The sequence below is a fragment of the Sulfitobacter dubius genome (assembly GCF_027214245.1).
GTDB lineage: Bacteria > Pseudomonadota > Alphaproteobacteria > Rhodobacterales > Rhodobacteraceae > Sulfitobacter > Sulfitobacter dubius_A.
The window spans coordinates 290,919-317,363 of the sequence record NZ_JAPWHM010000005.1 but is presented as its reverse complement, the minus strand read 5'-3'; the positions used below and the strand labels follow the sequence as shown (position 1 = coordinate 317,363).

Here is a 26,445-nt window from a genome sequence, read left to right as displayed (position 1 = left end):
GGTCTATTGCACCGTCAACGCGCCGGTCTTTTCGTCAATCACCCGGCCATCGCGCAGCAGGGTCACCGTGCCGCGATAGCGCCCGGCGGGCCATGTTCCGGCGGCGGCGCGTTTGCCGATGGCACGAAACGACTGCGCCTGCGGCTTCTCTAGCACCACATCCCTTTCGATCACGGTGCCGCTTGGCCCCGCAAGGCTGAGGCGCAGCACGTCGTTCTTTTGGGTGCCGTAGCTGTAGCCGTAGATGACCAAGGCAGGCGCATCCTCGGGCAGGGTGTCGTGATGTGCATCGCCTGCCTTGATTTCATCATAGCTGGGAATGCGGTCTGCAAAGCCGAGCGCGATCAGCCCGCCGGGGCGGTAGGGCGGGGTGTCTTCCCAGAGCGACTTAGCTGGTTCTTCCTCGCAACCCTTGCCTTCGGGGGCGAATGGATCAACCGGATTGCCGTGATGGCGCAGCGACAGGTGTAGATGCGGAAAGGCCGCTTTGCCGGACTGGCCGACCAGCCCGAGAGCGTCGCCGACAGCGACCTCCTGCCCTTCCGTTACGCGCAGCGAGCCGCGTTTCAGGTGGCAGTACTGTGTTTCCCATCCGCGGCCAAGGTCGATCACCACGCCGTTGCCGCATTCGCGCCCTTGGACTTCGGAGAGTGGCGCGCCATCGGTCATGCCGTCTCGCAGCCCTTTGACCATGCCAGCCGCCGCTGCGCGGACGGTGACACCTGCCGCCATCGCTGCGCGGTCGGGCAGGGCGAAATCGGTGCCCTTGTGGCCGTCATAGGTCAGCCCCGAACAGCGGTAATCGTGCGCCGCGGCACTTGGGTCTTGGTCCATGTATTGTTGGATGTGGCAATCCTGCCCGAGGGTGCAATCCAGCGGAAAGGCCAGTTGCAAATCCTCCGCCAGCGCAGGGCTGGCGGAGGAGAGGATCAGGGCCAGCGCGGCCCGTGTGATCATTCCGCGGTGAGCAGCGGGGGCCGATCACCTGACAGGCGCTTGCTTTCGGTGCCCAAGACCTTGAGTGTCAGCGCGTCGTCCTTGACGCCAACCTTGACCACACCACCTTTGGCCAGTTTGCCAAAGAGCAGTTCCTCGGCCAACGGCTTTTTGATGTGCTCTTGGATCACGCGTCCCAGGGGGCGGGCGCCCATCTTGTCGTCGTAGCCCTTGTCGGCGAGCCATTCGGCGGCCTTTTTGCTGAGTTCGATGGTCACGTTGCGGTCCATCAGTTGCGCTTCGAGTTGCAGCACGAACTTTTCGACCACCCGCAGGATCACCGATTTCGGCAGCGGCGCAAAACTGATAACAGCGTCGAGACGGTTGCGGAACTCCGGCGTGAAGGTCCGCTCGATCGCGGCGGTATCTTCACCGGTGCGACGTTCGCGGCCGAAGCCCACGGCCTCTTTCGCCTGCTCGGAAGCACCAGCGTTGGAGGTCATGATCAGTACCACATTGCGGAAATCCACTGTGCGGCCGTTGTGATCTGTCAGCTTGCCGTGGTCCATCACCTGCAACAGGATGTTGTAGACATCCGGATGCGCCTTCTCCATCTCGTCGAGCAGCAGCACGCAGTGCGGATGCTGGTCCACGCCATCGGTCAGCATGCCACCCTGGTCAAAACCGACATAGCCCGGAGGAGCGCCGATCAGACGAGAGACGGCGTGTTTCTCCATATACTCCGACATGTCGAAACGCAGGAGTTCCACGCCGAGCGTATCAGCCAGCTGCTTGGCGACCTCGGTTTTACCCACACCGGTTGGTCCGGCGAAGAGGTAGTTGCCGATGGGTTTGTCCGGCTCGCGCAGGCCCGCGCGGGACAGTTTGATGGCCGAAGACAGCGCCACGATGGCATCGTCCTGACCAAAGACCACCCGCTTGAGCGAGCTTTCGAGATCCTTCAGCACCACCACGTCGTCCTTGGAGACGTTTTTCGGCGGGATGCGGGCGATCTTGGCCACCACGGCTTCGACCTCCTTGGTGCCGATGGTCTTGCGGCGCTTGGAGGCAGCCACGAGATGCTGTGCGGCCCCGGCTTCGTCAATCACGTCGATCGCGCTGTCAGGCAGCTTGCGGTCGTTGATATAGCGGTGCGCCAGTTCGACAGAGGTCTTGATCGCGTCGGAGGTGTATTTGACGCTGTGATGCTCCTCAAAATAGGGTTTCAGACCCTTGAGGATCTTGGTGGCGTCTTCGACCGAAGGCTCGCTCACGTCGATCTTTTGGAACCGGCGCGACAGCGCACGGTCTTTCTCAAAGTGCTGGCGGAACTCTTTATAGGTGGTGGAGCCCATGGTGCGCAGCTTGCCCCCCTGAAGCGCGGGCTTCAGCAGGTTTGAGGCGTCCATGGCACCGCCCGACGTAGCACCGGCACCGATCACGGTGTGAATCTCGTCGATAAAGAGCACGGCGTCTTTATGCTCTTCGAGCTCGGTCACGACGGCTTTCAAACGTTCCTCAAAGTCACCGCGGTAGCGGGTGCCTGCCAAGAGCGCGCCCATGTCGAGCGAGTAGATCGTGGTGTTGGCCAATACTTCGGGGGTTTCACCAGCGACGATCTTGCGTGCCAGCCCCTCGGCGATGGCGGTTTTGCCCACGCCCGGATCACCCACCAGCAGCGGGTTGTTTTTGCGGCGGCGGCAGAGCACTTGAATGCAGCGCTCGACCTCACCTTCGCGGCCGATCAGCGGGTCGATATCGCCCTCGCGGGATTTGGCGTTGAGGTCCACGCAGTATTTCGCCAGCGCGGATTCCTTCTTGTCGCCATCGGTGACGCCTTGTGCCTCTTCTTCGGCTTCTGGTGCGCCTGTGACGGGGCGGGATTCACCATATGCCGGGTCTTTGGCGACGCCATGGGCGATGAAGTTCACCGCGTCATAGCGGGTCATATCCTGTTCTTGCAGGAAGTAAGCGGCGTTGCTTTCACGTTCGGCGAAAATGGCGACAAGCACGTTCGCGCCTGTCACTTCGGTCCGGCCCGAGGATTGCACGTGGATCGCGGCGCGCTGGATCACGCGCTGGAAGGCCGCCGTGGGCACCGCTTCGGAACCGTCGATGTCGGTGATCAGGTTGCTCAGATCATCGTCGACGAATTCGACCAGCGTTTCGCGCAGGTCAGAGACATCAACGGAACAGGCTTTCATGACCTGCACGGCGTCGGGTTCGTCGAGCAAGGCCAGCAGCAGATGTTCGAGCGTTGCAAATTCGTGGCGGCGGGCGTTTGCCAGCGCGAGGGCCGCGTGGATTGCCTGCTCAAGTGTAGTCGAGAATGAAGGCACGGGCGTGCTCCTTTTCGATCGGGGTCGGTGAGGTGCTGAGATATCTCAGGCCCCGGTCCGACCATGGCCTCATAGTATTAGAGTTTGGTTGATCATCGCCCATCTTCAAGAAGATTCTGGTCCGAATCGGTCACATTTGCCGTGAGCGAGGACTTTGAGCCATGATTGCAGGCAGTCAGAACTGGTCTTTGCGCCTGCGGATTTCGGTGAACACTTCTGTGTCGGTGGCGTCTGGCATCCCCAATGTCGCGCGAATGGCCGGGTCGGCAGGGCGCAGGAAGGGATTGGTTTCTAGTTCCAGTGAAAGCGGCGAGGGGACGGTCGGCTGCCCCTTGGCGCGGGCGCTGTTGATGTCCTTGGCCCTTGATATAAGCGCCGGGTTCTGCGGATCAACGGTCAGCGCGAATTTTGCGTTGGTGGCGGTGTATTCGTGGCCGGAGCAGATCGTCGTATCGCGGGGCAGGGCGGCCAGCTTTTGCAGACTGTCCCACATTTGCGCAGGTGTGCCTTCGAACAGGCGGCCACAGCCAAGCGCCATGAGGCTGTCGGCGGTAAAGGCCGCTTTGGCATCCGGCACGTGAAAGGCGATATGGCCGACGGTGTGGCCTGAAACATCCAGCACCTCGGCTTTTAGCGCGCCAAGTTCAACGGTATCGCCCTCTGCCACGTCGCGGTCTAGCGGGGGCAGGCGGTGAGCATCGGCCTTGGCCCCGATCACCTCGGCGGGGAAGCGGGTCAGCAGTTCGGCAAGCCCTTGGACATGGTCGGGGTGGTGGTGGGTTAACCAAACCTGGCTCAGCGTCCAGCCCCGTCGGTCCAGCTCTGCCATGATCGGGGCGGCTTCGGGTACATCGACCAGCGCTACCGCGCCGCTGTCATGGTCGCGCAGCAGGAAAGCGTAATTGTCCGACAGACAGGGAATCGTGACCAGATCAAAGGCCATGGCGTCTTACCTCGCTGTGTTGTTATGGTCGGGTCAGAGTGACACTCACCAAGGCGGGCTGCAATGCATCTTGATGTACAGGATCTGCGCAATTTCTATTATCGCAGCGCGTTGGGACGTGCGGCGCAGAAATCCTTGCGCGGGCGGTTGTTGGAGTTGTGGCCCGAGGCGAAGGGGCAAACCGTCGTGGGCTTTGGCTTTGCCGCACCCCTGCTGCGGCCCTATCTGGCCGATGCCCGGCGCGTGATGGTGCTGATGCCCGGCCCGCAGGGCGTGATGCCTTGGCCCGCGGGGATGCCCAACACCTCGGTCCTGACCGAAGAGACGCTTTGGCCGGTAGAGACGGGGGCGGTGGATAAGCTGGTGTTGATGCATGGGCTTGAGACCTCGGAACGGCCCAGTGAACTGCTGGACGAATGCTGGCGGGTGTTGGGGCCGGGGGGGAAGGCGCTGTTCATCGTGCCGAACCGCGCGGGCATGTGGGCACGGCGGGACCGCACGCCATTCGGCTATGGGCGGCCCTATTCGCCGGGGCAGTTGGAAACGCAGCTGCGCAAGCATCAATTCCTGCCTGAGCGTCACCTTGGTGCGTTGTTTCAATTCCCCTCACAGCAGCGAATCTGGATGAAATCTGCGCCTTTGTTCGAAAAAATCGGTCGCCAGATGCCAACGATGATGGGCGGTGGTGCGATCTTGGTCGAGGCGACAAAGCTCGTTTACCCGCCGCGGGGCCGCCCACAGCGCAGCACCGCCCGGCGCGCCATCGGGGTGTTGGAGGGGATCGCTGAGCCGCAGGCCAAACCGGTCTGAGCCTTGCAGGCTTGAAGCAAGCGCCGCTTGGTCCAGAGGATTCGCCCTCAGTGCACGCCCTTGGCCATAAAGACCGCATTTTTCTGCGGCAAAGGGCCGCGTCGGGCCATAGCCCTTGCAATATTGCAGCGCCCCGGGACATTACCTGCCTATACTGTGTTGCCGGGCGTGAACCTGTCTGCTACATCGCCCCTGATTTAGACGTCTTGGGTAACTTCAAGCCGCGCCAACTGCTGGTGACGCGATATCTTCGCATATCCGGCGCTTATTGAACGAGAGGATGGACGTGTCCGAACCTGCTTCCATTTCCACCGGCATCGCGGAACGTTATGCGACAGCCGTGTATGATCTGGCCCGCGAGGCCAATCAGGTCGATGCCATCGAGGGCGATCTTACCGCGCTTGAAGCGGCCTTGACCGACAGCGATGACTTTCAGCGCCTGATCACTTCGCCGCTTTATACGCGCGAACAGCAGGCGCAGGCGATCAAAGTGCTGGCCGACAAAATGGGCCTGACCAAGACCATGGCGAGCACGCTGGCGCTGATGGCGCAAAAGCGTCGTCTGTTTGTGCTGCCCGCGCTGGTCAAAGCGCTGCGCGAGACGATTGCCGAAGCCAAGGGCGAGATCACCGCAGACGTCACCTCGGCCAAGGCGCTGACCAAGACGCAGTCGGACAAGCTGACCAAGTCGCTCAACGCCTCCACCGGCAAAAAAGTATCACTTCATGCGACCGTTGATGAAAGCCTCATCGGCGGTCTTGTTGTCAAAGTGGGCTCGAAAATGATCGATACGTCGATCCGTTCCAAGCTCAATTCCCTCCAGAATGTAATGAAAGAGGTCGGATAAATGGGTATCCAAGCAGCAGAGATTTCTGCGATCCTGAAGGACCAGATCAAGGATTTCGGTCAAGAAACCGAAGTGGCCGAAGTGGGCCGCGTTCTCTCCGTCGGTGACGGTATCGCCCGCGTCTATGGTCTGGACAACGTTCAGGCCGGTGAAATGGTCGAATTCCCCGGCGGCATTCAGGGCATGGCCCTGAACCTCGAAGCTGACAACGTTGGTGTTGTTATCTTCGGTTCCGACCGTGACATCAAAGAAGGCGACACCGTCAAGCGCACCAACTCCATCGTGGATGTGCCAATCGGTGACGAACTGCTGGGCCGCGTTGTTGACGGTCTGGGCAACCCCATCGACGGCAAAGGCCCCATCGGCGCCACCAAGCGCGGCATCGCCGACGTCAAAGCGCCCGGCATCATCCCGCGTAAATCGGTGCATGAGCCGATGGCAACCGGCCTCAAGTCCGTTGACGCGATGATCCCAATCGGCCGTGGCCAGCGTGAGCTGATCATTGGTGACCGTCAGACCGGTAAAACCGCCGTCGCCCTCGACGCGATGCTGAACCAAGCGCAGGTTAACGCTGCTGCTGGCGACGACGAAGGCAAAAAGATGTACTGCGTGTATGTCGCCATCGGCCAGAAGCGTTCGACCGTTGCTCAGCTTGTGAAAAAGCTCGAAGAAACCGGTGCGATTGACTACTCCATCGTTGTGGCCGCGACCGCGTCCGAGCCTGCACCGATGCAGTTCCTCGCGCCCTATGCCGCGACCGCGATGGCAGAGCACTTCCGCGACAATGGCCGTCACGCCCTGATCATCTATGATGACCTCTCCAAGCAGGCTGTGTCTTACCGTCAGATGTCCCTGCTGCTGCGCCGCCCACCGGGCCGTGAAGCTTACCCGGGCGACGTTTTCTACCTCCACTCCCGCCTGCTTGAGCGTTCCGCGAAGCTGGGTGACGAGGCTGGCAACGGCTCGCTGACGGCTCTGCCGATCATCGAAACCCAAGGTGGCGACGTTTCCGCGTTTATTCCGACCAACGTGATCTCGATCACCGACGGTCAGATCTTCCTTGAGACCGAATTGTTCTACCAAGGTATCCGCCCCGCCGTGAACACCGGTCTGTCGGTTTCGCGCGTTGGCTCCTCGGCTCAGACCAAGGCGATGTCGAGCGTGGCTGGCCCGGTGAAACTGTCGCTGGCTCAGTACCGCGAGATGGCGGCCTTCGCTCAGTTCGGCTCCGACCTCGACGCCGCAACTCAGCAGCTGCTGAACCGTGGTGCGCGTCTGACAGAACTGATGAAGCAGCCGCAGTACGCGCCGCTGACCAACTCGGAAATCGTCTGCGTGATCTATGCCGGTACGCATGGCTATCTCGACAAGGTGGACGTGTCGGAGGTTGGCCGTTTCGAGGCAGGCCTGCTGGCGCATCTGCGTAGCAAGCACGACGACCTTCTCAAGGACATCACCAACAATGACCGCAAGGTCAAAGGCGAGTTGGAAGAGAAGATCAAAGCCGCCATTGACGGTTTCGCCGCCGACTTCGCTTAAACGGGAGATAAGGCAATGCCAAATCTCAAGGACCTGAAGAACAGGATCGCGTCGGTCAAATCGACCCGCAAGATCACCAAGGCCATGCAAATGGTTGCCGCGGCGAAACTTCGCCGCGCGCAGGAGGCTGCCGAGGCTTCGCGTCCCTATACGGAGCGGTTCAATGCCGTGATGGCAGGGCTCGCGGCCAGCGTTGGCGGTTCCGACAGCGCGCCCAAGCTGCTCAGCGGCACGGGTGAAGACAAAGTGCATCTGCTGGTGGTCATGACCGCCGAACGCGGGCTGTGCGGCGGCTTCAACAGCAACATCGCAAAAAAGGCGAAAGCCCATGCGCGTGACCTGCTGGCCCAGGGCAAAGAGGTGAAAATCCTCACCGTTGGCAAGAAAGGCCGTGATGCGCTGCGGCGTGACTTGGGCGACCATCTGGTCGGTCATGTTGACCTCAGCGAAGTCAAAAAGATCGGCTATGGTGATGCGCAGAAGATCGCGCAGGACGTGCTGAACCGCTTTGACGCGGGCGAATTTGACGTGGCAACGATCTTCTATGCGAAGTTCGTAAACGTGGTCATGCAGACGCCAACGGCGCAGCAGATCATCCCCGCCAAATTCGACGGCGAAGAAGGCGAAGACAGCGCAGCGTCCACATTGTTTGACTATGAACCCAGCGAAGAGGCGGTCTTGGCCGACCTTCTGCCGCGCGGGGTCGCCACGGCGATCTTCTCGGCTCTGCTGGAGAATGGCGCGTCCGAGCAGGGTGCGCGTATGTCGGCGATGGACAACGCCACACGCAACGCGGGTGAGATGATCGACAAACTGACCATCCAATACAACCGCTCGCGTCAGGCTGTCATCACCAACGAGCTGATCGAAATCATTTCCGGCGCGGAAGCGCTGTAAGCAAATCGGAGAAACGACATGGCAAATGCTGTCGGTAAAATCACACAGGTCATCGGCGCTGTCGTTGACGTTCAATTCGAAGGCGACCTGCCGGAGATTCTCAACGCGCTCCACACCGAAAACCAGGGCAAAACGCTGGTTCTCGAAGTGGCGCAGCACCTTGGCGAAAACACAGTTCGTGCCATCGCCATGGACGCGACCGAAGGTCTGGTGCGCGGTCAGGCCGTGACAGACACAGGCGACCAGATTCGCGTGCCCGTGGGCAACGCCACACTGGGCCGTATCATGAACGTCACCGGCGACGCGGTTGACGAACAGGGTCCGGTAAACTCTGACGCGACACGCGCCATTCACGGCGAAGCGCCTGAGTTCGCTGAGCAGTCGACCGAGACACAAATCCTCGTGACAGGCATCAAGGTCATCGACCTTCTGGCACCTTACACTAAGGGTGGTAAAATTGGTCTCTTCGGCGGTGCGGGCGTTGGTAAGACGGTTCTCATCATGGAACTGATCAACAACATCGCCAAAGTGCACTCCGGTCTGTCGGTGTTCGCGGGCGTGGGTGAGCGTACCCGCGAAGGTAACGACCTTTACCACGAGATGATCGAATCCGGCGTTATCGTTCCTGACAACCTCGTCGATTCGAAAATTGCGCTGGTCTACGGCCAGATGAACGAACCTCCCGGTGCGCGGATGCGGATCGCCCTGACCGGCCTGACACTGGCCGAGCAGTTCCGCGACGAATCCGGTTCCGACGTTCTGTTCTTCGTCGACAACATCTTCCGCTTCACGCAGGCCGGTTCCGAAGTGTCCGCTCTGCTGGGCCGTATTCCTTCGGCTGTGGGCTACCAGCCAACACTGGCGACCGACATGGGTGTGATGCAGGAGCGGATTGCGTCGACCAAATCCGGTTCGATTACTTCCGTTCAGGCCGTTTACGTTCCTGCGGATGACCTTACCGACCCGGCGCCTGCGACCTCCTTTGCGCACCTCGACGCGACAACGGTTCTTGACCGCTCGATCTCGGAAAAGGGCATCTACCCGGCGGTTGACCCGCTCGGCTCCACCTCGCGTCTGCTTGACCCGCTGATCATCGGCGACGAGCACTACAAGGTGGCGACAGACGTGCAGCAGGTGCTTCAGCGCTACAAATCGCTTCAGGACATCATCGCCATTCTCGGCATGGACGAACTGAGCGAAGAAGACAAACTGACCGTGGCACGTGCGCGTAAGATCGAGCGTTTCCTCAGCCAGCCCTTCGACGTGGCGAAAGTGTTCACAGGTTCCGACGGTGTTCAGGTGCCGCTGGAAGAAACCATTGCCTCCTTCAAGGCCGTGGTTGCCGGTGAGTACGATCACCTGCCCGAAGGTGCCTTCTACATGGTTGGTGGCATCGATGACGTGAAGGCGAAAGCCGAGAAAATGGCGGCAGACGCCGCTTAAGGAGCGCTGACAATGGCAGACACAATGCAATTCGACCTCGTTTCGCCGGAACGGCGGCTGGCATCGATGCAGGTGACGGCCGTGCAGATTCCGGGCACTGAGGGTGACATGACGGCCATGGCCGATCATGCGCCCACCATCACCACCCTGCGTCCGGGCCTTCTGCGCGTGGAAGGGCCGGAGGGCACGTCTGAATATGTCGTGACCGGCGGTTTCGCTGAAATCGGCGGTCAGGGCGGCGTGTCTGTGCTGGCGGAACGTGCCGTGGCGCGTGCCGACATGACGCAGGAGCAGATGGACAGCATGGTGGCAGAGGCGCATGCCGTCTACACCCGCGCCAAGGACAACTGGGAAAACGAGCCCGGTCCCGTGGATGACGCAGCCAAGCTTCTGGCCGATATGGTTGCCGTGGGCGATCATATCGGACTGTCGAGCAAACAGCCCAGCCTGTAATGCTTTGAAAATCAGTGAAAAGCCCCGCCTCGGCGGGGCTTTTTGCTTTTATGCTCCCTTCTGCTGCGGCATCATTGCCTGATGACCGTAAATGCAGGCAGGCGCCCAATATGAAACGACTTCGCACCCATACGATCGGCGTGGACAGTGGCGATGTCATGCTGTTCTCTGAGTTCGAAGACGGCGGATCCATGTGGACGGGCGAGGGCCAGCGCGAGCGCCGCCGCCGGATCAGCTTTTCAGAACCCTTCCGGGAGCCGCCGCATGTTCAGGTGAGCATGTCGCTTTGGGACATCGACGCCAGCACCGTCACCCGCGCCGATATCGGTGCCGAAGGGGTGACCGAAAGCGGCTTTGACATGGTGTTTCGCACATGGGGCGACACCCGCGTTGCACGGGCGCGTTTGGCATGGACAGCGATTGGCGCGGTGGGGGAGGATGACGATTGGGTCGTCGACTAGACGCGTCGCTCGGTCGGGGAAAGCGGCCAGCAGGGGGAGGGCGGCCCCGCTGGGGCCAGCCCTAGATCACAGCTCGCAGCTTAGCTTGCCGTATACATCCCGTCATAGATCGGGCCTAGCGTTTCCGCCTCGAACAGCGACGAGACCGAGGTGCCGTTCCAGATGTTCAAGATCGCTTGGGCGAACATCGGCGCGGTCGGGACGATGCGGATGTTCGGCGCTTTCTTGATCGCAGGGGTCGGCGCGATGCTGTCGGTGATGACAAGCGATTTCATGACCGAGTTGGACACACGCTCAACCGCCGGGCCGGACATGACACCGTGGGTGATGTAGGAGTGCACTTCCTTGGCGCCGTTTTCCAGCAGCACTTCGGCGGCTTTGCAGAGCGTGCCAGCGGTGTCGCAGATGTCGTCCACGATCAGGCATGTCTTGCCTTTCACGTCGCCGATTACGGTCATCTCGGCCACCTCGCCCGCCTTCTCGCGGCGTTTGTCGACGATCGACAGGGGCGAGTTGATCCGCTTGGCCAGTTCACGCGCACGGGCCACGCCGCCGACATCGGGGCTGACGACCATCAGATCGTCCATCTGGTCCTTAAAGGCATCCTTGATATCCAGTGCAAAGATCGGCGAGGCGTAGAGGTTGTCGACCGGGATGTCGAAGAAGCCCTGAATCTGTGCCGCGTGCAGGTCCATCGTCAGGATCCGTTCAATACCGCTGCCGGTCAGCATATTGGCGACCATCTTGGCGGTGATCGGGGTCCGGGCTTTGGTGCGGCGGTCCTGACGGGCATAGCCGAAGTAGGGCAAAACGGCCGTCACACGCGCCGCCGAGGACCGGCGCAGCGCGTCGGCCATGATCATCAGTTCCATTAGGTTGTCGTTCGCGGGGTTCGACGTGGGCTGGATGATGAACATATCCTCGCCGCGCACGTTCTCATAAACTTCGACGAAAATCTCGCCGTCGTTGAACCGTTCGACCCGCGCATCGACGAGCCCCACGTTAACGCCGCGATGCAGCGACATGCGCCGCGCGATGGCCTTGGCAAGGGGCATATTGGCATTGCCTGAGATCAGTTTTGGTTCTGAAGTGCGTGGCATAGGGGCTCCGGGGCAGCGGTAGGTTGCAGATTCGTGACGTTGACACCGCTTAGCATGCGCTTACGGTCGGGCAAAGCTGCACCGCCCCCGAAGGAGAGCCAAATGGCCCGGATCGACTATTTTTTCGCGACCCTGTCACCCTATTGCTACCTCGCCGGGAATCGGCTTGAGGAGATCGCCGAAAAGCACGGTGCTGAGATCGTGTACAAGCCTTTCGACATTATCGCGGCCTTCCCGCGCACGGGCGGCATGCCCCCGGCAGAGCGTCACCCCAGCCGCAATGAGTACCGCGCGCAAGACCTGCCGCGTCAGGCGCGCAAGCTGGGCCTGCCCTTCAACCTCAAGCCCGCGCATTGGCCTACCAACGGCGCGCCTGCGGCCTATGCGGTGATCGCCGCGCAGAATGCCGGGGGCGGTGATCTGGGCAAGTTGACCCATGCCATCACCCGCTCTGTCTGGGCCGAAGAAAAGGACATTGGTCATGACGATGTGGTCCGTGCCTGTTTGGAAGAGGCAGGTTTTGACCCTGATCTGGTGAATAGCGGCTTGCTGCAAGGGGCCGAGACCTATGCTGCCAACCTTGAGGAAGCCGTCGCGCAAGGCGTCTTTGGCGCCCCCTTCTATATCGTTGGGGATCAGCGGTTCTGGGGACAGGACCGTTTGGAAGACCTTGATCTGCACCTCGGGGGCAAGCTGTGATCCCAGAGGTCAACGCGCGCCGTTTCGGTCACGGCCCGCGCCCGGCCTTGGCGATCCATTGCTCGCTTGCGCACTCCGGCGCGTGGCGGGGCGTTGGGGCTGCCCTGTCGGACGAGCTGACCCTGCGGGCCTTCGACCTGCCGATGCACGGGCGCTCGGGCGATTGGGATGGGCAGGGCGATATTCACGACGTGGCAACCGACATGGCGCTCAGCCTGCTTGAAGCGCCGATGGATCTGATTGGCCATTCCTTTGGCGCGACCGTGGCGCTGCGTTTGGCGATCGAGCACCCCGAATTGGTGCGCAGCATTATCCTGATCGAGCCTGTCTATTTCGCCGCAGCCAAGCAGGATGATCCTGAGGCGATGGCCGAATACAATGAACAGAACGCGGCATTTGAGGCCGCCTTGGCCGAGGGCGACAAGGAGACCGCCGCGCGGCTGTTCAACCGGGTCTGGGGCGATGGCACGAAATGGGACCAAATTCCCGAACCGACCCGCGCCTATATGGTGGATCGGATCGGTTTCATCCCCGCCTCTTCGCCCTTCCTTGGCGAGGACAGCGCCGGATTGCTGGCGCCAGGCATGTTCGACCGCGCGTCAATGCCCGCGCTGCTGGTCGAGGGAAGCGCGTCGCCCAAAGCGGCGCATGCGATCAATGCGTCGCTGATGCACCGCCTACCGGATGCGCGGCGGGTTTCGGTCGACGGGGCAGGGCATATGGTGCCGATCACGCACCCCGCCGAAGTCGCCGAAGCGATACGCGATTTCCTGAACGACGTGCCACTGGCGTGACTGCTTAGAAGTGGCTTAGGAACTGGTCAATCTGGTCGCGGCTGATCGACCAGTCGCAGACCATCCGCGCGGCCAACATCTCGTTACCATCGCCGTCCAGCGTGCCATCCCAGAGGTAATAGCGCGCGCCTGCGTCATGCAGCTTGCGGTGGATGGCGCGGGGGAAGCGGGCAAAGATCATGTTTGCCGCAGGCTCATGTAAGAATTCCGCCCCCGCTTTGCGTAGCCCTTTGGCCAGCTGCGCCGCATTGGCGTTGGCCGTCTTGGCCGTTTCCAGCCAAGCCCCATCCGCAAGGTAGCCTGCCATCTGCGCCGACAGAAAACGGTGTTTGGAAAACAGATGCGCCCCGCGCTTGCGGCGCAGCTCGAATTCCCATGCCTTTTCGGGGTCGAAAAGGACCACCGCCTCGACCCCCATGCAGCCGTTCTTGGTGCCGCCGAAGCTGACCACATCAACGCCCGATTTCCACGTCATCTCAGCCGGGGTGCAGCCCAGAGCCACCAGCGCATTGGCAAAACGCGCGCCGTCCATATGGACGGGCAGGCCGTATTCCTTGGCCACTGCGGTCAGCGCGCGCAACTCTTCAAGGCTATGCACCCCGCCGCGTTCCGTCACCTGCGTGATCGACACCGGGCCGCGTTGCGGCGTGTGCACATCGCCCGCCACCCGCGCGACGATGGCGCGGCGCAGGGCCTCGGGGGTCATCTTGTCGTCGGTCTCCACCAGTGTCAGCTTGGCCGCACCTGCGTAGAATTCCGGCGCGTTGCACTCATCCTCTTCGATATGCGCGACCTTCGAGCAGAAGATCGTCTGCCACGGCTGGGTATAGCAGGCCAGCGCCAGCGCATTGGCCGCGGTGCCGGTGGCGACGAGGTAAACCTCGGCCTCAGGTGCCTCAAACTGTTCGCGAATCTGCGCGCGCACCTCATCCATGATCGGGTCTTTGCCGTAGGGCATCGCGTAGTCGCTATTGGCCGCGATCACGCGCTCCATCACCTTGGGGTGGACGGGGCCAGCGTTGTCAGAGGCGAAAAACATCAGGTGGGCTCCTCGATAATATGGTCTTCCCATTCTTCGAACGGGGTATCAAATTCGGACACGGTATCAAATTGCACGCTGACCCCGGCGTCATGGACGCTGTCGGGAGTGCCGGTCAGCAGGGGGTGCCATTCGGGCAGGGGCTTGCCCTCCCACAGGAGGCGGTAAGCGCAGGTCTGGGGCATCCAATAGGCGTGGGTATCGAGGTTGTCGGGGCGCAGCACGATGCAGTCGGGCACAAATTCATGCCGGTTTTCGTAATGCACACAGCGGCAGGTGCTATCATCAAGCAGGCGGCAGGCGACGCGGGTCAGGGCCACTTCGCCGCTGTCCTCGTCTTCTAGCTTGTTCAAGCAGCATTTACCGCAGCCATCGCAGAGCGCCTCCCATTCGGTCTGCGACATCTCTTTGAGCGGCTTCTTCTCCCAGAATTTCGGGGTCAGGCCCTTGCGGGGTATCGGATCGCTCATAGCGCCGCCAGAATGGTTCGAGCGCGGTCGCAGTCGGCCCCCATCTGGGTGATCAGCGCGTCGAGGCTGTCAAACTTTTCTTCGCCGCGCAGGTGTTCGACCAGCCCGACAGACAGCGGCGCGCCGTAGAGATCACCTTTGAAGTCAAAGAGATAGGTTTCCAGGTTGGCTTTGTTCTCACCGAACATGGGCCGCACACCAATGCTGGCCGCACCGTGATAGCTGCCCTTATGCGGCCCCGCGAGCACATCCAACAACACGGCATAGACACCAAAGGCAGGCGGGTGCAGCCCGTCAATCGACATGTTCGCGGTAGGAAAGCCCAACTCCCGCCCGCGCTGCTCGCCCGAGATCACGGGCCCGTCGATCCGGTGCCAATGGCCGAGCATGGCGGCGGCTTCGCGGGTCTCACCACGGGTCAGCGCTTCGCGGATCGCGGTTGAGGACACGGTGAGGTCATCGCGCTCCATCAGCGGGGCGATGGTGACGCCGAAACCATATTGCGCGCCGAAACGGACGAGATCTTCCGCCGTGCCCGCGCGGCCCTTCCCAAAGCAGAAGTCAGCGCCAACAACCACATGCGCCAGCCCCAGCCCGTTGTGGAGCACGTCGCGGGCGAATGCCTCGGGGCTCAGGCTGGCCAGCGTGCTGTTGAATGCCAGCTCATAGAGCCGCTTAACGCCGATCTTTTCCAGCCGATGCGCGCGGGATTCGCGGCCCATCAGGCGGAAGGGCGGGGCATCGGGGGCGAAATACTCGCGCGGATGCGGCTCGAAGGTGACGACGCCAAGGGGCGCATCGGGGGCGGCACTCTGCGCCAGTTCGATCACCGAGCGGTGGCCAAGGTGAACGCCATCGAAATTGCCAATCGCGGCGGTGGCACCGCGATCTGCAAGGTCGACGAATTGATAATCTCGGATGATCCGCATGTGCCTTGCCTAGCTGCGCGGGGGCGCAAGGGCAAGATGCTCAGGCGGCGAAAACCGCCCGCTCAGTCCAGCTTGGCGGAGGGGGCGAGCACCGTCGCCTCCCCGGCGAGCACCGGTTTGCCATCGACCGAACAGCGACAGTCCATTTTCACGCGACGTTTGGCGATGTCCATGTCGGTCACGGTGACTTCGGCCAGCACCATGTCGCCGGGACGCACGGGGCCGAGGAACTTGAGCGATTGCCCGAGGTAGATCGTGCCATGACCGGGAAGTTGTTCGCCAATCACCGCCGAGATTAGGCCCGCCGTTAGCATGCCGTGGGCAATGCGCCCTTCAAAGATCGTGTCGCGGGCATAGGCGTCATCCAGATGCACCGGGTTATGATCGGTCGAGACCTGCGCGAACATTTCGATATCGGTATCGGTCACGACCTTACGCAGATGGCGAGTCATCCCGATTTCGATGTCTTCGATGCAGATCGTCCCGCGTGGCATATTGTCCAACATGACGGCTCCTTGGTAACAAAGTGACGCCAGGGTGCGTCATATTGCAACTTTATTACTTCGCAGATGCAGAAAATCAAGTCATTTCTGACCTAGCGGAGAAATCCGATTGCGTAGGTTGGGGAGGAGGCCTCGCGGTCGAGATAGGCGCGTAGCTTGTCTTCGTCCGGTTGCTGGGTGGTCGCGGTTTCTGCGGCGGCCAGACCCCCGGTGATGAACAGCGAATCGATACCTTCGTCCATCGCGCCTTTGACGTCCGTCAGGATGCCGTCTCCGATGGCAAGGATGCGGCTGTCGGGGATGTCGACCTCAAGCGCTGCAAGGCGACGGCGGGCGAGATCGTAGATTGGGCCATGCGGCTTGCCGAAATAGAGGCTTTCGCCGCCCATCTCGGTATAGAGCGCGGCCAGCGCCCCGGCGCACCATTCGCGCACCTCGCCCCGGTCCACGACGATATCGGGGTTGGCGCAGAGCAGTTTCAGACCGCGGGCGATGGCCTGTTCGAACTCAGGGCGCATGATCCCGGGGTCGGCCATGGCATCGACGGGACCGGTGCAGACGATGCCGTCTGCTTCGGCCAGCGGAACGGTTTCTACATTTACCGGGTTTTCGAGGATCGCCAGCGGCTCGAAAAACTTGCGCTCGCCGGGGTGGCCGATGAACCAGACCTTTTCGCCCACCGCACCCCGGAACATGGCAGAGCGCGCGGAATCACCCGAGGTGGCGATGCTGTCCCATGCGTCTTCCGGCACGCCGAATTGCTGCAACTGCTTCTCAACGCCCGAACGCGGACGGGGGGAGTTGGTGACCAGCACGACCTTGCCGCCGGTCTTGCGATAGGCCTGCAAGGCCGCCACCGCATCGGGCAGCGCTTTGCGCCCGTCATGCACGCAGCCCCAAAGATCGACGAACAGCGCGTCATATTGATCGGATACATTGGGCAGGGCGGAAATAATGCGGGTCATGGGCGGCCTTTCAAAAAGCGAGGGCGGGCACTTGGCCCGCCCGATTGGCTTACATCTTGAGGTTCGGGATGATCTGCTTTTTGCGGCTCATCACGCCGGGCAGCACGACCGTGTCGCCCGAAACCTCAGCGCCAAAGCTCTGCTCGGCGATGTGCTTGACCATGTCGTTGGGGACCAGCAGCGTCGCCTCTTCTTTCAGAATGTCGACGATGAACAAGAGCACCTGAGCGGCACCGTCGGCCTCGGCCACTTTCGGCATCTCAGCCATCAGTGCGTCCTTACGCTCCAACAGCGGCGCGGGGGAGGTGGTTTCCAGCACGCTCACCCGCAGGTTGGTGCCGTCGAGGTCGAATTCCTTGCTGTCCATGCGCAGCAGTTCCGCCTCGCTGAAGGACGACACGTCGGACTTCGCCGCGAACATTTCGGCCGCATAGTCGCTGATATCGACGCCCAAGTCCCGCGCGATGTCTTCGGCAATGGCGCGGTCTTCTTGCGTGGTGGTCGGGCTGCGGAATTCCAGCGTGTCTGACAGGATGCAGGACAGGGCCGCTGCCTTTACGCCGCGCGGGGCCTGCGCCCAGTCTTTGCCGATCATCTTGAACATGATGGTCGCGGTGCAGGCGAGCGGTTGGATGTTAATCTCAATCGGTCCGCGTGTTTCCAGCCCGGCCACCAGGCGGTGGTGGTCGATGATGCCGGTGATATCGGCGTCATTGATGTTGTCGGGCAGTTCAGCGGGGTTGTTGGTGTCGACGATGACAACCTTGGTGTCGGCCTCAAGCGAGGTCAGGATTTCGGGCTTATCAAGGTTCCATTTGTCGAGCATGAACAGCGCTTCGGTGTTCGGCTCGCCCAGCAGAACGGGTTTGGCAGCGATGCCTTTGATCTCATTGAGATACCAAGCCCAAACGATCGGGCTGCCGGTGCTGTCGGTGTCGGGGGATTTATGGCCAAAAACAAGCGTTGTCATGGGGCGGTCCTGTCTGTTCGGGTGGATTTGCGCGCCTTATAGCAGGTTCAATAGGCTTGTCACGCGCGCCTGCCGCATTGCGGCATTGCGTGGAGGGTCTAGAGGCCCAGTTCCGCGCGCTTCTTTTTTGTAAGGGCGGCGGCGATCACGTCATAGGAGGCGCGTATGTGGTCGCGCAGGCTGTCTTCGCCTAGGCCGGGTTTGGCGTAATGCTGTATCCATTTTAACCCGCGTGAGGCCAGATAGGGGGCGGGACGCAGTCCGGGGCTGTCTGAAAGCACCTCGAATCCAAGTTCAGTCACCTTGAAGGTAAAAGCGGGCGCATCCTCGGCCCAGCCGCAGATGGCAAAAACCTTGCCGCCGACCTTCCATACATCTGCGTTGCCCCATTGCACAACATGGGTTGTCTGGGGCAGGGCGGCGCAGAAGGTGTTGAATTCGTCGCGGGTCATCGCGTCAGTCTAGGGGCGCGCGGCCCCTTTGCATAGCGCCGCGCGATGGGGCAAGTTGCGCGCCATGAGCACCCTGCGCGAAACCGACCTTTACCCGCCGATCAAGGCTTTCCTTGAAGATCAAGGCTATGTGGTCAAAGCCGAAGTCGGCGCGGCGGATGTGGTAGCAGTGCGTGGGGCCGAGCCGCCGGTGGTGGTGGAGTTAAAGCTCGGCTTTTCGCTGGCGCTGTTTCATCAATGTTTGGCGAGGCTCAAGGTTTCGGATGACGTCTACCTTGCCGTGGCTCGCCAACCCGGCAAACGCTTTGCCAAAGCGGTGAAGGATAATGTCACGCTGGCGCGGCGGCTCGGGCTGGGGCTGATTACAGTGCGGCTGTCGGACGGGTTGGTCGAGGTGCATTGTGATCCCGGCTCCTATGCGCCGCGCAAGAATGCCAAACGGGCGGCGATGCTCTTGCGCGAATTCGCCAGGCGGCAGGGGGATCCGAATGACGGCGGCCAGACCCGCGCGGGGCTGGTGACCGCCTACCGTCAAGACGCGTTGAAACTTGCGATTTTCCTCTTTGAGGCAGGCGCGAGCAAAGGCGCGGATGTGGCCCGCGCCACCGGAGTCTCGGCGGCAACCCGCATGATGCGCGACGACCACTATGGGTGGTTTGAAAAGGTCGACAAAGGCATTTACGGACTGACCCCAGCAGGCGCCGAAGCCGTAGCCACGGCGGGGCGCATTCTGGGCGCTGGTTAACGGTTCCAACCGACGCAAAATTTTTCAACGCCGTTGTTGACAGGACGCGGGCCGCTGCTTAGCTATGCCTCGTTATCACTCACAAGGGTTGAGTGCTAACGGCTGCACCCCTCGCCCGGAGGGGGTGGCTTGGAAGAGTAACTTTGAGCCTTAAGGAGCTGCAAAGATGGCATTGAAACCGCTTCATGACCGTGTGCTGGTAAAGCGTACAGAAAGCGAAGAGAAAACCGCCGGCGGGTTGATCATCCCTGATTCCGCCAAAGAAAAGCCTTCCGAGGGTGAAGTCGTTGCCGTGGGCACCGGCGCACGCAAGGACAACGGCGAGTTGATCGAAATGGCCGTCGCACCCGGCGACAAAATCCTGTTCGGCAAATGGTCCGGCACAGAGGTCACCGTCGACGGCGAAGAAATGCTGATGATGAAAGAAAGCGACATCATGGGGATCATAGCGTAAGCCATTCGGCTTGCCGACCCTTTGAAGACGCTCACATCAATCCAAGATTTTAGGAGAAGACAACATGGCTGCTAAGGACGTCAAATTTGACACCGATGCCCGCAACCGGATGCTCAAGGGTGTAAACATCCTCGCCGACGCGGTGAAAGTCACACTCGGCCCCAAAGGCCGGAACGTGGTTCTGGACAAATCCTTCGGCGCACCGCGCATCACCAAAGACGGTGTATCCGTGGCGAAGGAAATCGAACTGGAAGACAAGTTCGAGAACATGGGCGCACAGATGGTCAAGGAAGTTGCTTCCCGGACCAACGACGAAGCAGGCGACGGCACCACCACCGCAACTGTTTTGGCCCAAGCTATCGTCAAAGAAGGCATGAAATCGGTTGCCGCTGGCATGAACCCGATGGACTTGAAGCGCGGTATCGATCTGGCAACTGCCACGGTCGTCGAAGCGATCAAAGCCGCTGCCCGTGACGTATCCGACAGCGACGAAGTCGCACAGGTTGGCACCATCTCCGCCAACGGCGAAAAAGAGATCGGCCGTCAGATCGCGGACGCGATGCAGAAAGTCGGCAACGAAGGTGTTATCACCGTCGAAGAGAACAAAGGCCTGGAAACAGAGACCGATGTCGTCGAAGGCATGCAGTTCGACCGTGGCTACCTGAGCCCCTATTTCGTTACGAACTCCGACAAGATGACTGTCGATCTGGAAGACGCGATCATCCTGCTGCACGAGAAGAAACTTTCGAGCCTTCAGCCGATGGTGCCGCTGCTCGAGCAGGTGATCCAGTCCCAAAAGCCGCTCTTGATCATCGCTGAAGACGTTGAGGGCGAAGCCCTGGCGACCCTCGTTGTGAACAAGCTGCGTGGCGGTCTGAAGATTGCTGCTGTGAAGGCACCGGGCTTCGGTGACCGTCGCAAAGCCATGCTGCAGGACCTCGCGGTTCTGACAGGCGGTCAGGTGATCTCCGAAGACCTCGGCATGAAGCTCGAGTCCGTCACCATGGACATGCTGGGTTCGGCCAAGAAAGTGTCGATCACCAAAGACGAGACCACTGTCGTCGACGGCGCTGGCGAGAAGGCCGAGATCGAAGCACGTGTTGCGCAGATCCGTAACCAGATCGAAGAAACCACTTCTGACTACGACCGTGAGAAACTGCAAGAGCGCGTTGCCAAACTGGCAGGCGGTGTTGCCGTGATCCGCGTCGGCGGGATGACCGAAGTCGAAGTGAAAGAGCGCAAAGACCGCGTTGACGACGCTCTGAACGCGACACGTGCCGCTGTTCAGGAAGGTATCGTTGTAGGCGGTGGTGTTGCTCTGGTTCAGGCCGGTAAAAAGCTCGAAGGCCTGACAGGCGACAACAACGATCAGAACGTCGGTATCTCCATCGTGCGCAAAGCACTGGAAGCACCGCTGCGTCAGATCGCTGAGAACGCTGGTGTGGACGGTTCGGTTGTTGCCGGCAAAATCCGCGAAAGCGACGACCTGAAGTTCGGCTTCAACGCGCAGACCGAAGAATATGGCGACATGTTCAAGTTCGGCGTCATCGACCCGGCGAAAGTGGTGCGTACAGCATTGCAAGACGCGGCTTCGATCGCTGGTCTGCTGATCACGACCGAAGCGATGGTTGCTGACCGTCCGTCCAAAGAAGGTGCCGGCGGCGGCATGCCCGACATGGGCGGCATGGGCGGCATGGGCGGCATGATGTAAGCCAGCCCAATTGGCTCAAGACCCGGAGGCGCGCCAGAAATGGCGCGCCTCTTTCCGTTCAGGGCGAGGGATTTGACCGCGCGTTATAGTCAGCGCCCTTAACAGGGCAGTTCTACAATCCGGGCGTAGGAGTTCAGCATATCGAGCGCGTTTGCAAAGGTCTCTGACGGGTTTTCTTTTACAATATAGCCCGCGACATTCTTGCTATAGGCTGACTGAACGTCTGTGGGCATATCGGATGTGGTAAAGACGAAAACCACCATTCGTTCCAAGGCCGGATCGGCGCGGACAATTTCCAAGAATTCAAGCCCGCCCATACGCGGCATGTTGAGATCAAGCGTGATGATATAGGGCGGCAATCGCCCATGCCGTTTTATCTCCTCCGCCAGAAACTCCAGCGCATGTTGCCCGTCGTGACAAACCGCCGTTTCGTTGACGATCTTCAACTTGCGCATCGCCCGTTGCATGGCCATCACGCTGACTTTGTCATCGTCTACGATAAGAAATTTTGCGGGCGTCGTTTTCATCTAATTTTCCTTTTCGGCTTGGGTCATGCCGCTGCTGCCACGGGCAGATTGCGGTGCGATTGCGTTGCCAATGGAAGCTCCACAACAAAGGTCGAACCGCGCCCTTCATCTGGGTCGGAGAGCAGCGTGACCCTCCCTTTCTGGTGGGACGCGAGCTTGCTTACGATGGCGAGGCCCAAGCCGCTCCCTTCAACCTCATCACGCGGTTTAAGCGTCTGAAAAAGTTCAAATATCTTTGCCTGGTGCCGAAGTTCTATCCCTGGCCCGTCATCGCGGACGCTTAGAACCACACGGTCCTGCTTCACCTCGGCGTTAACATGGATGGTGCCATGATCCCGATCATGGTGTTTGATTGCATTTGAGATCAGGTTGCCCAAAATCTGCTGCAACGGCGTAAGCTGTAGATCGATGATTTGGTTTGTCCCGGCAAAGCTAATTTTAAACCGACCCTCCGTGTCGGTATAGCGGGCAAGGTCTGCCACCAATCGAGCAAGGTGTACGGGCTCTGGCGCAGGTTGGTCCTGTCCTGCCCGGGCGTAGTCCAAAAGATCGTTCAGAAGGCGGTTGAGCCGATCGATCCGTTGTTGTGACATAAGCAAATAGCTTAGGCTTTCCGCACTCAGCGCATTTTCCTCATCCTCAAGGACCCAAAGGCTTAGTTCATGCACCGCACGGAGGGGAGAGCGCAGGTCGTGGGCGGCCACATAGGCAAATTTCTCGAGCTCAATATTCGAGCGCCGCAACTCTTCCGCAGTTGTTCGGAACACAACTAATGCACGTGCCATCTCTCCTAGTTCGTCCTGCCCTCGCACGGTGACGGGGTGATCAAGGTCACCCTGAGCGATAGCCGTGACGGAATTGGTCAATCGATTGATGCGACGGTTAAACTGCCGCTCAACAACAAAGCCGTTGGTAAGGGCAATCACGAGAAGCGCGCTTCCAACGGTGAGCCCAACGGTCCAGATGACCCGCTGGATGGTGTCGCGCAGCGCATCTGTCGCTAGATCTACCCGCTGCAATGTGTTCTGGGTCAGATCGGAGGATATGTCGGAAATCCCCACGATCATGGGCACGTGTTCGGCTTGTAGCGTTTGAACGCTTTCGTGAAACCGCAGACGTGCCGCTGAATGCGCGAAGAAGCCCTTTTCGGGATCAAGCAGCACGTCGCGCAGCGCGTCAATTTGGCGGGCCAGCGACCGTCTACTGGCTGCTTCATGAATGCGCGGTAAACGGGTGATGGCATCTTGGAAATGTTCTTCGACAAGAAGTCGCGCGCGCTCAAGTTGAAGGAGTTGGTTCTGTAGTCCTTGGGAGTTGATGATGTTAATGAGCGTGTCGAGGCTTAGCCTAATATCATTCAGATTAATTGCGCTCAACAACATGTCGGGAAAGCCTGAAGGGCGATCTTCTGGGGCAGCATCACCGGATGCAAAGCTTCCCGAGACTTCACTCAGCAGGGCTTCTGTTTGCCGTGAAAGTCGGTAGGCCAAATCATCAATGATAGTATGATTCTGTTCTTGAATTTGCTCGACAAGATCAAGCTTTGTGAGGATCTGGCCTTCGGCGCGCCGCATTTCCTGAAGGCTGAAAACTGTCGCATCAGATGCCCGCCGCGCCATATGCAGCCGAGCCTCCAGCTGCACTGCCAGCGGGAGCGCGATTTCCATTGTCTTCAGATTTTCTAAAAGCTCAAAAGTTTTGTCGATTTTTGCTGCGATGTCTTTCCCGAGCGTATCTGGCGGCACGGAGGGATCTAATTGATTAAGCTGCTCAATTGAAAGGAATACACCGTTCAACGACCGCTCAATTTGCTGGGAAATAGCCAACGTAGGAAGCGCCGATTGGCTCAAATGAGCGTGACTGACCAGCACAGATCGCATCTGACCCGTAGCAGCCCATCCCGCAACGCCAATAATGGCCGCCACGAGAAGGAGCGCTGCCCTTAGGCGGGTGCTGATACGACTGCCGAGAAACTGCCGCAGCGACCATGGGGGATGCATCGTAACCATGCTGACTGAATAGCTGGGACCAATTAACGCAATGTTAATCGCCACGGCTCTAAAACCGGGTTCATCAAAGCGAGAGGGGGTCATCCCCCAGCCGCTGATTGGAGGATTGCAGTGTGTTTGGCGGACCCAGGTTGACAAGGCGAAGGTTCTCGATCGGACTGGGTGCCGGTCTTAGCACGCTTATCGCCGGTCCGGTATCTGGGGAGACGATGGATATAAAGGTGGCCGCGCAAGCCCGTGGTTTGGTTGGAGATGCCAAAACGCTCTCTGTGCTGCTTCCGGAAGGGTCACGTGCCAATCTTGAACCGGTCGCGGCGGTGTTTACGAAGCGAACTGGGGTGAAAGTCGAACTTCAAGAGGTGCATGTCGATCAGATCAACGCGGAGCTAATGCTAAATAGTGTACTTGGGGAGGCGAAATATGACGTTGCCCTGCCTGCGACCTTTGGGGTGGCAGACCTCGTTGCCGCGGGGGCAATCCACGCTTTGGATGACTACGCCGCACGCTATGAGCCGACGGGATTTCGCGACCCTATCCTCTATCAGGAAGGGGATAGGTTTGACGGTCAGACCTATGGTTTCCAAACGGATGGCGACGCCTATGTGATGTTTTACCATCGCGAGATGCTTCACGATCCGAACGAACAGGCGCGCTATGCTGATCGCTTTGGTTATCCACTTGCTATGCCAGAGACTTGGGCGGAGCTGGATCGGCAAATACGTTTTTTTCATGCGCCAGAAGCTGGTCGATATGGCGGGTTGTTGTTTCGAACGCCGGGGTATCTGGCGTGGGAGTGGTGGATTCGATTTCACGCCAAAGGGTATTGGCCGTTGTCCCTCGATATGACCCCGCAAATCGCTGAAGACCCGGGTGTAGCGGCGTTGGAGGAATTGATTGCGATTACAGACAGCCTCGTCCCTGATACCTCTAACCTTGGGCTGTTCGAAAACTGGGCGCGATATGGGAAAGGCGATATCTATTGCAATATTGGCTGGGGTGGTACGCAGAAATATCTGAACTCTCCCCGGTCGTCGATGAGAGGGCGGATGATTTATGGCCCAACGCCCGGCGGGAAAGTTGGGGGGGAACTCCTTGCAACACCCTATTTCAATTGGGGGTGGAGCTTTGTCGTCAGTGCAACATCAGCACAGAAGGAACTCGCCTATTTATTTGCTCTTTTCGCGGTCACACCTGAGATGTCGACACTGGCCGTTCGGCAGCCAGAGGGCTTTTTTGACCCTTACCGAAAGGAACACTACAGCGATCCGGGCGTTGAAGATGCTTATTCAAAACCGTTTCTCAAGGTGCATCGTGCGTCGCTTGACGGGGCAATTCCAGATTTCTACCTAAAAGGGCAATCTGATTATTTTCAGGCTTTAGGAAGCGGCTTGGATCGGGCGCTGCAGGGCGAGGTCGCGCCGAAAATAGCCCTAAACCGTGTGGCGCAGCGGTGGCAGCTTATCACCAGCCGAGCGGGGCGGGAGAGGCAAATACAACGTTGGGCGCGGCTTCGCCAAAAGTATCCGCCGAATGCGCAGCGTTTGCTGCGGGATATCGCGTAATGGCAGCCTTATTCTTTGATCCGGCAGCTGCGGGGCTCTGTCCAACGGTCATGCGTAGGGCGTTAGTGATATGACCCATCCCCAGCTATATTCGTCCCTCGACGTTGAAATCCCTTCGGGGGAACAGCCAAATACGGCGCCGGACGCAGAGGAGTTTATCCATTTGGTAAGCCATGATCTGCGGGGTTCCATCCGCGCGCTATTGGAACTGCCAGAATGGATTGCCGAAGATATCAAGGAGGCTGGGCTTGAGGTAAGTCCTTCGGTGCATAGTTCCATAGCCTTGATGAAACGGCATACGCAGCGTTTGGATCGGATGCTGTACGATCTTTTGCAGTATTCCCGTGCAGGGAAGATGGCGAATCCGCAAGAGGTTAGTCTCCAAGAGACATTCGATGCTGCGGTAAAGGAGATTGGGCCGTCCAGTGGTTTCCGGATTAATCATGACTTTGGTTGCGGCTCATTCCATATTGATGAAGCAGACCTTCACACGCTCTTTTCGGCATTGATCGGAAACGCGATCAAGCATCATGACAAGTTTTCAGGAAGGGTCGAGGTGGCGGCATGGCGCGAAGGGTCTGACCTAATGTTGACCGTTTCAGACGATGGGCCGGGGATTCATCCGCGATTTCACGAGCGTGTTTTCAAGCCGATGACCACGTTGCGATCCCGGGACGAGGTGGAAGGCTCCGGGCTTGGGCTGGCTTTGGTTCGAAAGATCGCCGGGAGTTATGGCGGATATGCCCGTTTGATTTCGACCGGTGCCGAACGCGGTACGTCGGTAGAGGTGCGTTTGGAGGGTGTAATTTAGGAAGTGCAACATGAACCTCGAATGACCCTGGCAAGCG

At 59.9% G+C, this 26,445-nt stretch carries 27 protein-coding genes; 14 read left to right on the top strand and 13 right to left on the bottom strand.

Features of this window, described 5'->3' with window-relative positions:
• Positions 1-3: 3 nt before the first annotated feature.
• The 3 genes from O4H31_RS14465 to gloB all read right to left on the bottom strand — a co-directional run bounded on the left by O4H31_RS14465 (position 4) and on the right by gloB (position 4,218).
• Positions 4-957 carry a M23 family metallopeptidase gene (locus tag O4H31_RS14465; RefSeq protein ID WP_269346882.1) on the bottom strand — a complete coding sequence of 318 codons (954 nt, stop codon included), beginning with the start codon at positions 955-957 and terminating at the stop codon, positions 4-6.
• Positions 954-3,275 (bottom strand): ATP-dependent Clp protease ATP-binding subunit ClpA, encoded by a 2,322-nt coding sequence (clpA, locus tag O4H31_RS14460; protein ID WP_067629557.1) that lies wholly within the window; start codon positions 3,273-3,275, stop codon positions 954-956. The genes O4H31_RS14465 and clpA overlap by 4 nt, the downstream gene beginning before the upstream one ends.
• Before the next feature lie 175 nt (positions 3,276-3,450).
• Positions 3,451-4,218 carry a hydroxyacylglutathione hydrolase gene (gloB, locus tag O4H31_RS14455; RefSeq protein ID WP_269346880.1) on the bottom strand — a complete coding sequence of 256 codons (768 nt, stop codon included), beginning with the start codon at positions 4,216-4,218 and terminating at the stop codon, positions 3,451-3,453.
• Positions 4,219-4,281: 63 nt separating this feature from the next.
• Between gloB and O4H31_RS14450 the strand changes: the two genes are divergently transcribed.
• From O4H31_RS14450 to O4H31_RS14420, 7 genes are all read left to right on the top strand, one after another.
• Entirely contained in the window at positions 4,282-5,028 is a 747-nt protein-coding gene (locus O4H31_RS14450) for a class I SAM-dependent methyltransferase (RefSeq protein ID WP_259984325.1), read from the top strand.
• A gap of 286 nt (positions 5,029-5,314) precedes the next feature.
• Positions 5,315-5,875, top strand: a complete 561-nt coding sequence (locus O4H31_RS14445; protein WP_259984326.1) for a F0F1 ATP synthase subunit delta — start codon at positions 5,315-5,317, stop codon at positions 5,873-5,875.
• Complete coding sequence (gene atpA / locus O4H31_RS14440) at positions 5,876-7,414, top strand: F0F1 ATP synthase subunit alpha (RefSeq protein ID WP_067629561.1); 1,539 nt, start codon at positions 5,876-5,878, stop codon at positions 7,412-7,414.
• Between the two features lie 15 nt (positions 7,415-7,429).
• Complete coding sequence (locus O4H31_RS14435; RefSeq protein WP_269346876.1) at positions 7,430-8,311, top strand: F0F1 ATP synthase subunit gamma; 882 nt, start codon at positions 7,430-7,432, stop codon at positions 8,309-8,311.
• A gap of 18 nt (positions 8,312-8,329) precedes the next feature.
• Positions 8,330-9,754, top strand: a complete 1,425-nt coding sequence (gene atpD / locus O4H31_RS14430) for a F0F1 ATP synthase subunit beta (RefSeq protein WP_259946027.1) — start codon at positions 8,330-8,332, stop codon at positions 9,752-9,754.
• Positions 9,755-9,766: 12 nt separating this feature from the next.
• Positions 9,767-10,207, top strand: a complete 441-nt coding sequence (locus O4H31_RS14425; RefSeq protein WP_067629565.1) for a F0F1 ATP synthase subunit epsilon — start codon at positions 9,767-9,769, stop codon at positions 10,205-10,207.
• Between the two features lie 110 nt (positions 10,208-10,317).
• A complete protein-coding gene (locus O4H31_RS14420) occupies positions 10,318-10,668 on the top strand; it encodes an H-type lectin domain-containing protein (RefSeq protein ID WP_269346873.1) in 351 nt (116 codons plus the stop codon).
• A gap of 80 nt (positions 10,669-10,748) precedes the next feature.
• On the opposite strand, the gene O4H31_RS14415 is transcribed toward O4H31_RS14420, so the two are convergent.
• The gene (locus O4H31_RS14415; protein ID WP_269346871.1) at positions 10,749-11,768 is read right to left on the bottom strand and encodes a ribose-phosphate pyrophosphokinase; all 1,020 of its coding nucleotides are present in this window, start codon (positions 11,766-11,768) and stop codon (positions 10,749-10,751) included.
• 102 nt (positions 11,769-11,870) lie between these two features.
• On the opposite strand from O4H31_RS14415, the gene O4H31_RS14410 reads away from it, so the two are divergent.
• Together O4H31_RS14410 and O4H31_RS14405 are read left to right on the top strand one after the other, a co-directional pair.
• A complete protein-coding gene (locus O4H31_RS14410) occupies positions 11,871-12,467 on the top strand; it encodes a 2-hydroxychromene-2-carboxylate isomerase (protein WP_269346869.1) in 597 nt (198 codons plus the stop codon).
• Entirely contained in the window at positions 12,464-13,261 is a 798-nt protein-coding gene (locus O4H31_RS14405; RefSeq protein WP_269346867.1) for an alpha/beta fold hydrolase, read from the top strand. The genes O4H31_RS14410 and O4H31_RS14405 overlap by 4 nt, the downstream gene beginning before the upstream one ends.
• 4 nt (positions 13,262-13,265) lie before the next feature.
• On the opposite strand, the gene O4H31_RS14400 is transcribed toward O4H31_RS14405, so the two are convergent.
• From O4H31_RS14400 to O4H31_RS14370, 7 genes are all read right to left on the bottom strand, one after another.
• Entirely contained in the window at positions 13,266-14,300 is a 1,035-nt protein-coding gene (locus O4H31_RS14400; RefSeq protein ID WP_269346865.1) for a threonine aldolase family protein, read from the bottom strand.
• Positions 14,300-14,770, bottom strand: a complete 471-nt coding sequence (locus O4H31_RS14395; protein WP_120351725.1) for a YcgN family cysteine cluster protein — start codon at positions 14,768-14,770, stop codon at positions 14,300-14,302. The genes O4H31_RS14400 and O4H31_RS14395 overlap by 1 nt, the downstream gene beginning before the upstream one ends.
• On the bottom strand, positions 14,767-15,699 hold the full coding sequence (locus O4H31_RS14390; protein ID WP_269346861.1) for a bifunctional riboflavin kinase/FAD synthetase: 933 nt from the start codon (positions 15,697-15,699) through the stop codon (positions 14,767-14,769). The genes O4H31_RS14395 and O4H31_RS14390 overlap by 4 nt, the downstream gene beginning before the upstream one ends.
• 62 nt (positions 15,700-15,761) lie before the next feature.
• Positions 15,762-16,205 carry a MaoC family dehydratase gene (locus O4H31_RS14385; RefSeq protein WP_243262354.1) on the bottom strand — a complete coding sequence of 148 codons (444 nt, stop codon included), beginning with the start codon at positions 16,203-16,205 and terminating at the stop codon, positions 15,762-15,764.
• 89 nt (positions 16,206-16,294) lie between these two features.
• Positions 16,295-17,167 (bottom strand): TIGR01459 family HAD-type hydrolase, encoded by an 873-nt coding sequence (locus O4H31_RS14380; RefSeq protein ID WP_269346859.1) that lies wholly within the window; start codon positions 17,165-17,167, stop codon positions 16,295-16,297.
• A 49-nt stretch (positions 17,168-17,216) separates the two neighbouring features.
• Entirely contained in the window at positions 17,217-18,137 is a 921-nt protein-coding gene (locus O4H31_RS14375) for a manganese-dependent inorganic pyrophosphatase (RefSeq protein ID WP_269346857.1), read from the bottom strand.
• A 98-nt stretch (positions 18,138-18,235) separates the two neighbouring features.
• The gene (locus O4H31_RS14370; protein WP_269346855.1) at positions 18,236-18,589 is read right to left on the bottom strand and encodes an MmcQ/YjbR family DNA-binding protein; all 354 of its coding nucleotides are present in this window, start codon (positions 18,587-18,589) and stop codon (positions 18,236-18,238) included.
• A 64-nt stretch (positions 18,590-18,653) separates the two neighbouring features.
• Between O4H31_RS14370 and O4H31_RS14365 the strand changes: the two genes are divergently transcribed.
• The 3 genes from O4H31_RS14365 (at position 18,654) to groL (ending at position 21,499) form a co-directional block, all read left to right on the top strand.
• The gene (locus O4H31_RS14365) at positions 18,654-19,334 is read left to right on the top strand and encodes a DUF2161 domain-containing phosphodiesterase (RefSeq protein WP_269346854.1); all 681 of its coding nucleotides are present in this window, start codon (positions 18,654-18,656) and stop codon (positions 19,332-19,334) included.
• A gap of 166 nt (positions 19,335-19,500) precedes the next feature.
• A complete protein-coding gene (gene groES / locus O4H31_RS14360; RefSeq protein WP_067267338.1) occupies positions 19,501-19,788 on the top strand; it encodes a co-chaperone GroES in 288 nt (95 codons plus the stop codon).
• Positions 19,789-19,852: 64 nt separating this feature from the next.
• Positions 19,853-21,499, top strand: coding sequence for a chaperonin GroEL (gene groL, locus O4H31_RS14355; protein WP_269346851.1), 1,647 nt, complete (start codon positions 19,853-19,855; stop codon positions 21,497-21,499).
• A gap of 98 nt (positions 21,500-21,597) precedes the next feature.
• On the opposite strand, the gene O4H31_RS14350 is transcribed toward groL, so the two are convergent.
• Both O4H31_RS14350 and O4H31_RS14345 read right to left on the bottom strand, forming a co-directional pair.
• Positions 21,598-22,026 (bottom strand): response regulator, encoded by a 429-nt coding sequence (locus O4H31_RS14350; protein ID WP_269346849.1) that lies wholly within the window; start codon positions 22,024-22,026, stop codon positions 21,598-21,600.
• 23 nt (positions 22,027-22,049) lie between these two features.
• On the bottom strand, positions 22,050-24,119 hold the full coding sequence (locus O4H31_RS14345; RefSeq protein WP_269346847.1) for a sensor histidine kinase: 2,070 nt from the start codon (positions 24,117-24,119) through the stop codon (positions 22,050-22,052).
• 137 nt (positions 24,120-24,256) lie between these two features.
• Here O4H31_RS14345 and O4H31_RS14340 point away from each other — a divergent pair, with 137 nt between their 5' ends.
• Both O4H31_RS14340 and O4H31_RS14335 read left to right on the top strand, forming a co-directional pair.
• Positions 24,257-25,597, top strand: coding sequence for an extracellular solute-binding protein (locus O4H31_RS14340; protein ID WP_269346845.1), 1,341 nt, complete (start codon positions 24,257-24,259; stop codon positions 25,595-25,597).
• 70 nt (positions 25,598-25,667) lie between these two features.
• Positions 25,668-26,408, top strand: a complete 741-nt coding sequence (locus O4H31_RS14335) for a sensor histidine kinase (RefSeq protein ID WP_269346843.1) — start codon at positions 25,668-25,670, stop codon at positions 26,406-26,408.
• The last annotated feature ends 37 nt before the right edge of the window (positions 26,409-26,445 follow it).

Coding starts and splice junctions, on each gene's coding strand:
- atpD (WP_259946027.1), top strand. CDS start 8,330: ATGGCAAATGCTGTCGGTAAAATCACACAGGTCATCGGCGCTGTCGTT.
- O4H31_RS14385 (WP_243262354.1), bottom strand. CDS start 16,205: ATGTTGGACAATATGCCACGCGGGACGATCTGCATCGAAGACATCGAA.
- atpA (WP_067629561.1), top strand. CDS start 5,876: ATGGGTATCCAAGCAGCAGAGATTTCTGCGATCCTGAAGGACCAGATC.
- O4H31_RS14335 (WP_269346843.1), top strand. CDS start 25,668: ATGACCCATCCCCAGCTATATTCGTCCCTCGACGTTGAAATCCCTTCG.
- O4H31_RS14425 (WP_067629565.1), top strand. CDS start 9,767: ATGGCAGACACAATGCAATTCGACCTCGTTTCGCCGGAACGGCGGCTG.
- O4H31_RS14380 (WP_269346859.1), bottom strand. CDS start 17,167: ATGACCCGCATTATTTCCGCCCTGCCCAATGTATCCGATCAATATGAC.
- O4H31_RS14435 (WP_269346876.1), top strand. CDS start 7,430: ATGCCAAATCTCAAGGACCTGAAGAACAGGATCGCGTCGGTCAAATCG.
- groL (WP_269346851.1), top strand. CDS start 19,853: ATGGCTGCTAAGGACGTCAAATTTGACACCGATGCCCGCAACCGGATG.
- O4H31_RS14465 (WP_269346882.1), bottom strand. CDS start 957: ATGATCACACGGGCCGCGCTGGCCCTGATCCTCTCCTCCGCCAGCCCT.
- O4H31_RS14345 (WP_269346847.1), bottom strand. CDS start 24,119: ATGACCCCCTCTCGCTTTGATGAACCCGGTTTTAGAGCCGTGGCGATT.
- O4H31_RS14400 (WP_269346865.1), bottom strand. CDS start 14,300: ATGTTTTTCGCCTCTGACAACGCTGGCCCCGTCCACCCCAAGGTGATG.
- O4H31_RS14395 (WP_120351725.1), bottom strand. CDS start 14,770: ATGAGCGATCCGATACCCCGCAAGGGCCTGACCCCGAAATTCTGGGAG.
- gloB (WP_269346880.1), bottom strand. CDS start 4,218: ATGGCCTTTGATCTGGTCACGATTCCCTGTCTGTCGGACAATTACGCT.
- O4H31_RS14375 (WP_269346857.1), bottom strand. CDS start 18,137: ATGACAACGCTTGTTTTTGGCCATAAATCCCCCGACACCGACAGCACC.
- O4H31_RS14420 (WP_269346873.1), top strand. CDS start 10,318: ATGAAACGACTTCGCACCCATACGATCGGCGTGGACAGTGGCGATGTC.
- O4H31_RS14410 (WP_269346869.1), top strand. CDS start 11,871: ATGGCCCGGATCGACTATTTTTTCGCGACCCTGTCACCCTATTGCTAC.
- groES (WP_067267338.1), top strand. CDS start 19,501: ATGGCATTGAAACCGCTTCATGACCGTGTGCTGGTAAAGCGTACAGAA.
- O4H31_RS14350 (WP_269346849.1), bottom strand. CDS start 22,026: ATGAAAACGACGCCCGCAAAATTTCTTATCGTAGACGATGACAAAGTC.
- O4H31_RS14450 (WP_259984325.1), top strand. CDS start 4,282: ATGCATCTTGATGTACAGGATCTGCGCAATTTCTATTATCGCAGCGCG.
- O4H31_RS14370 (WP_269346855.1), bottom strand. CDS start 18,589: ATGACCCGCGACGAATTCAACACCTTCTGCGCCGCCCTGCCCCAGACA.
- O4H31_RS14390 (WP_269346861.1), bottom strand. CDS start 15,699: ATGCGGATCATCCGAGATTATCAATTCGTCGACCTTGCAGATCGCGGT.
- O4H31_RS14415 (WP_269346871.1), bottom strand. CDS start 11,768: ATGCCACGCACTTCAGAACCAAAACTGATCTCAGGCAATGCCAATATG.
- O4H31_RS14365 (WP_269346854.1), top strand. CDS start 18,654: ATGAGCACCCTGCGCGAAACCGACCTTTACCCGCCGATCAAGGCTTTC.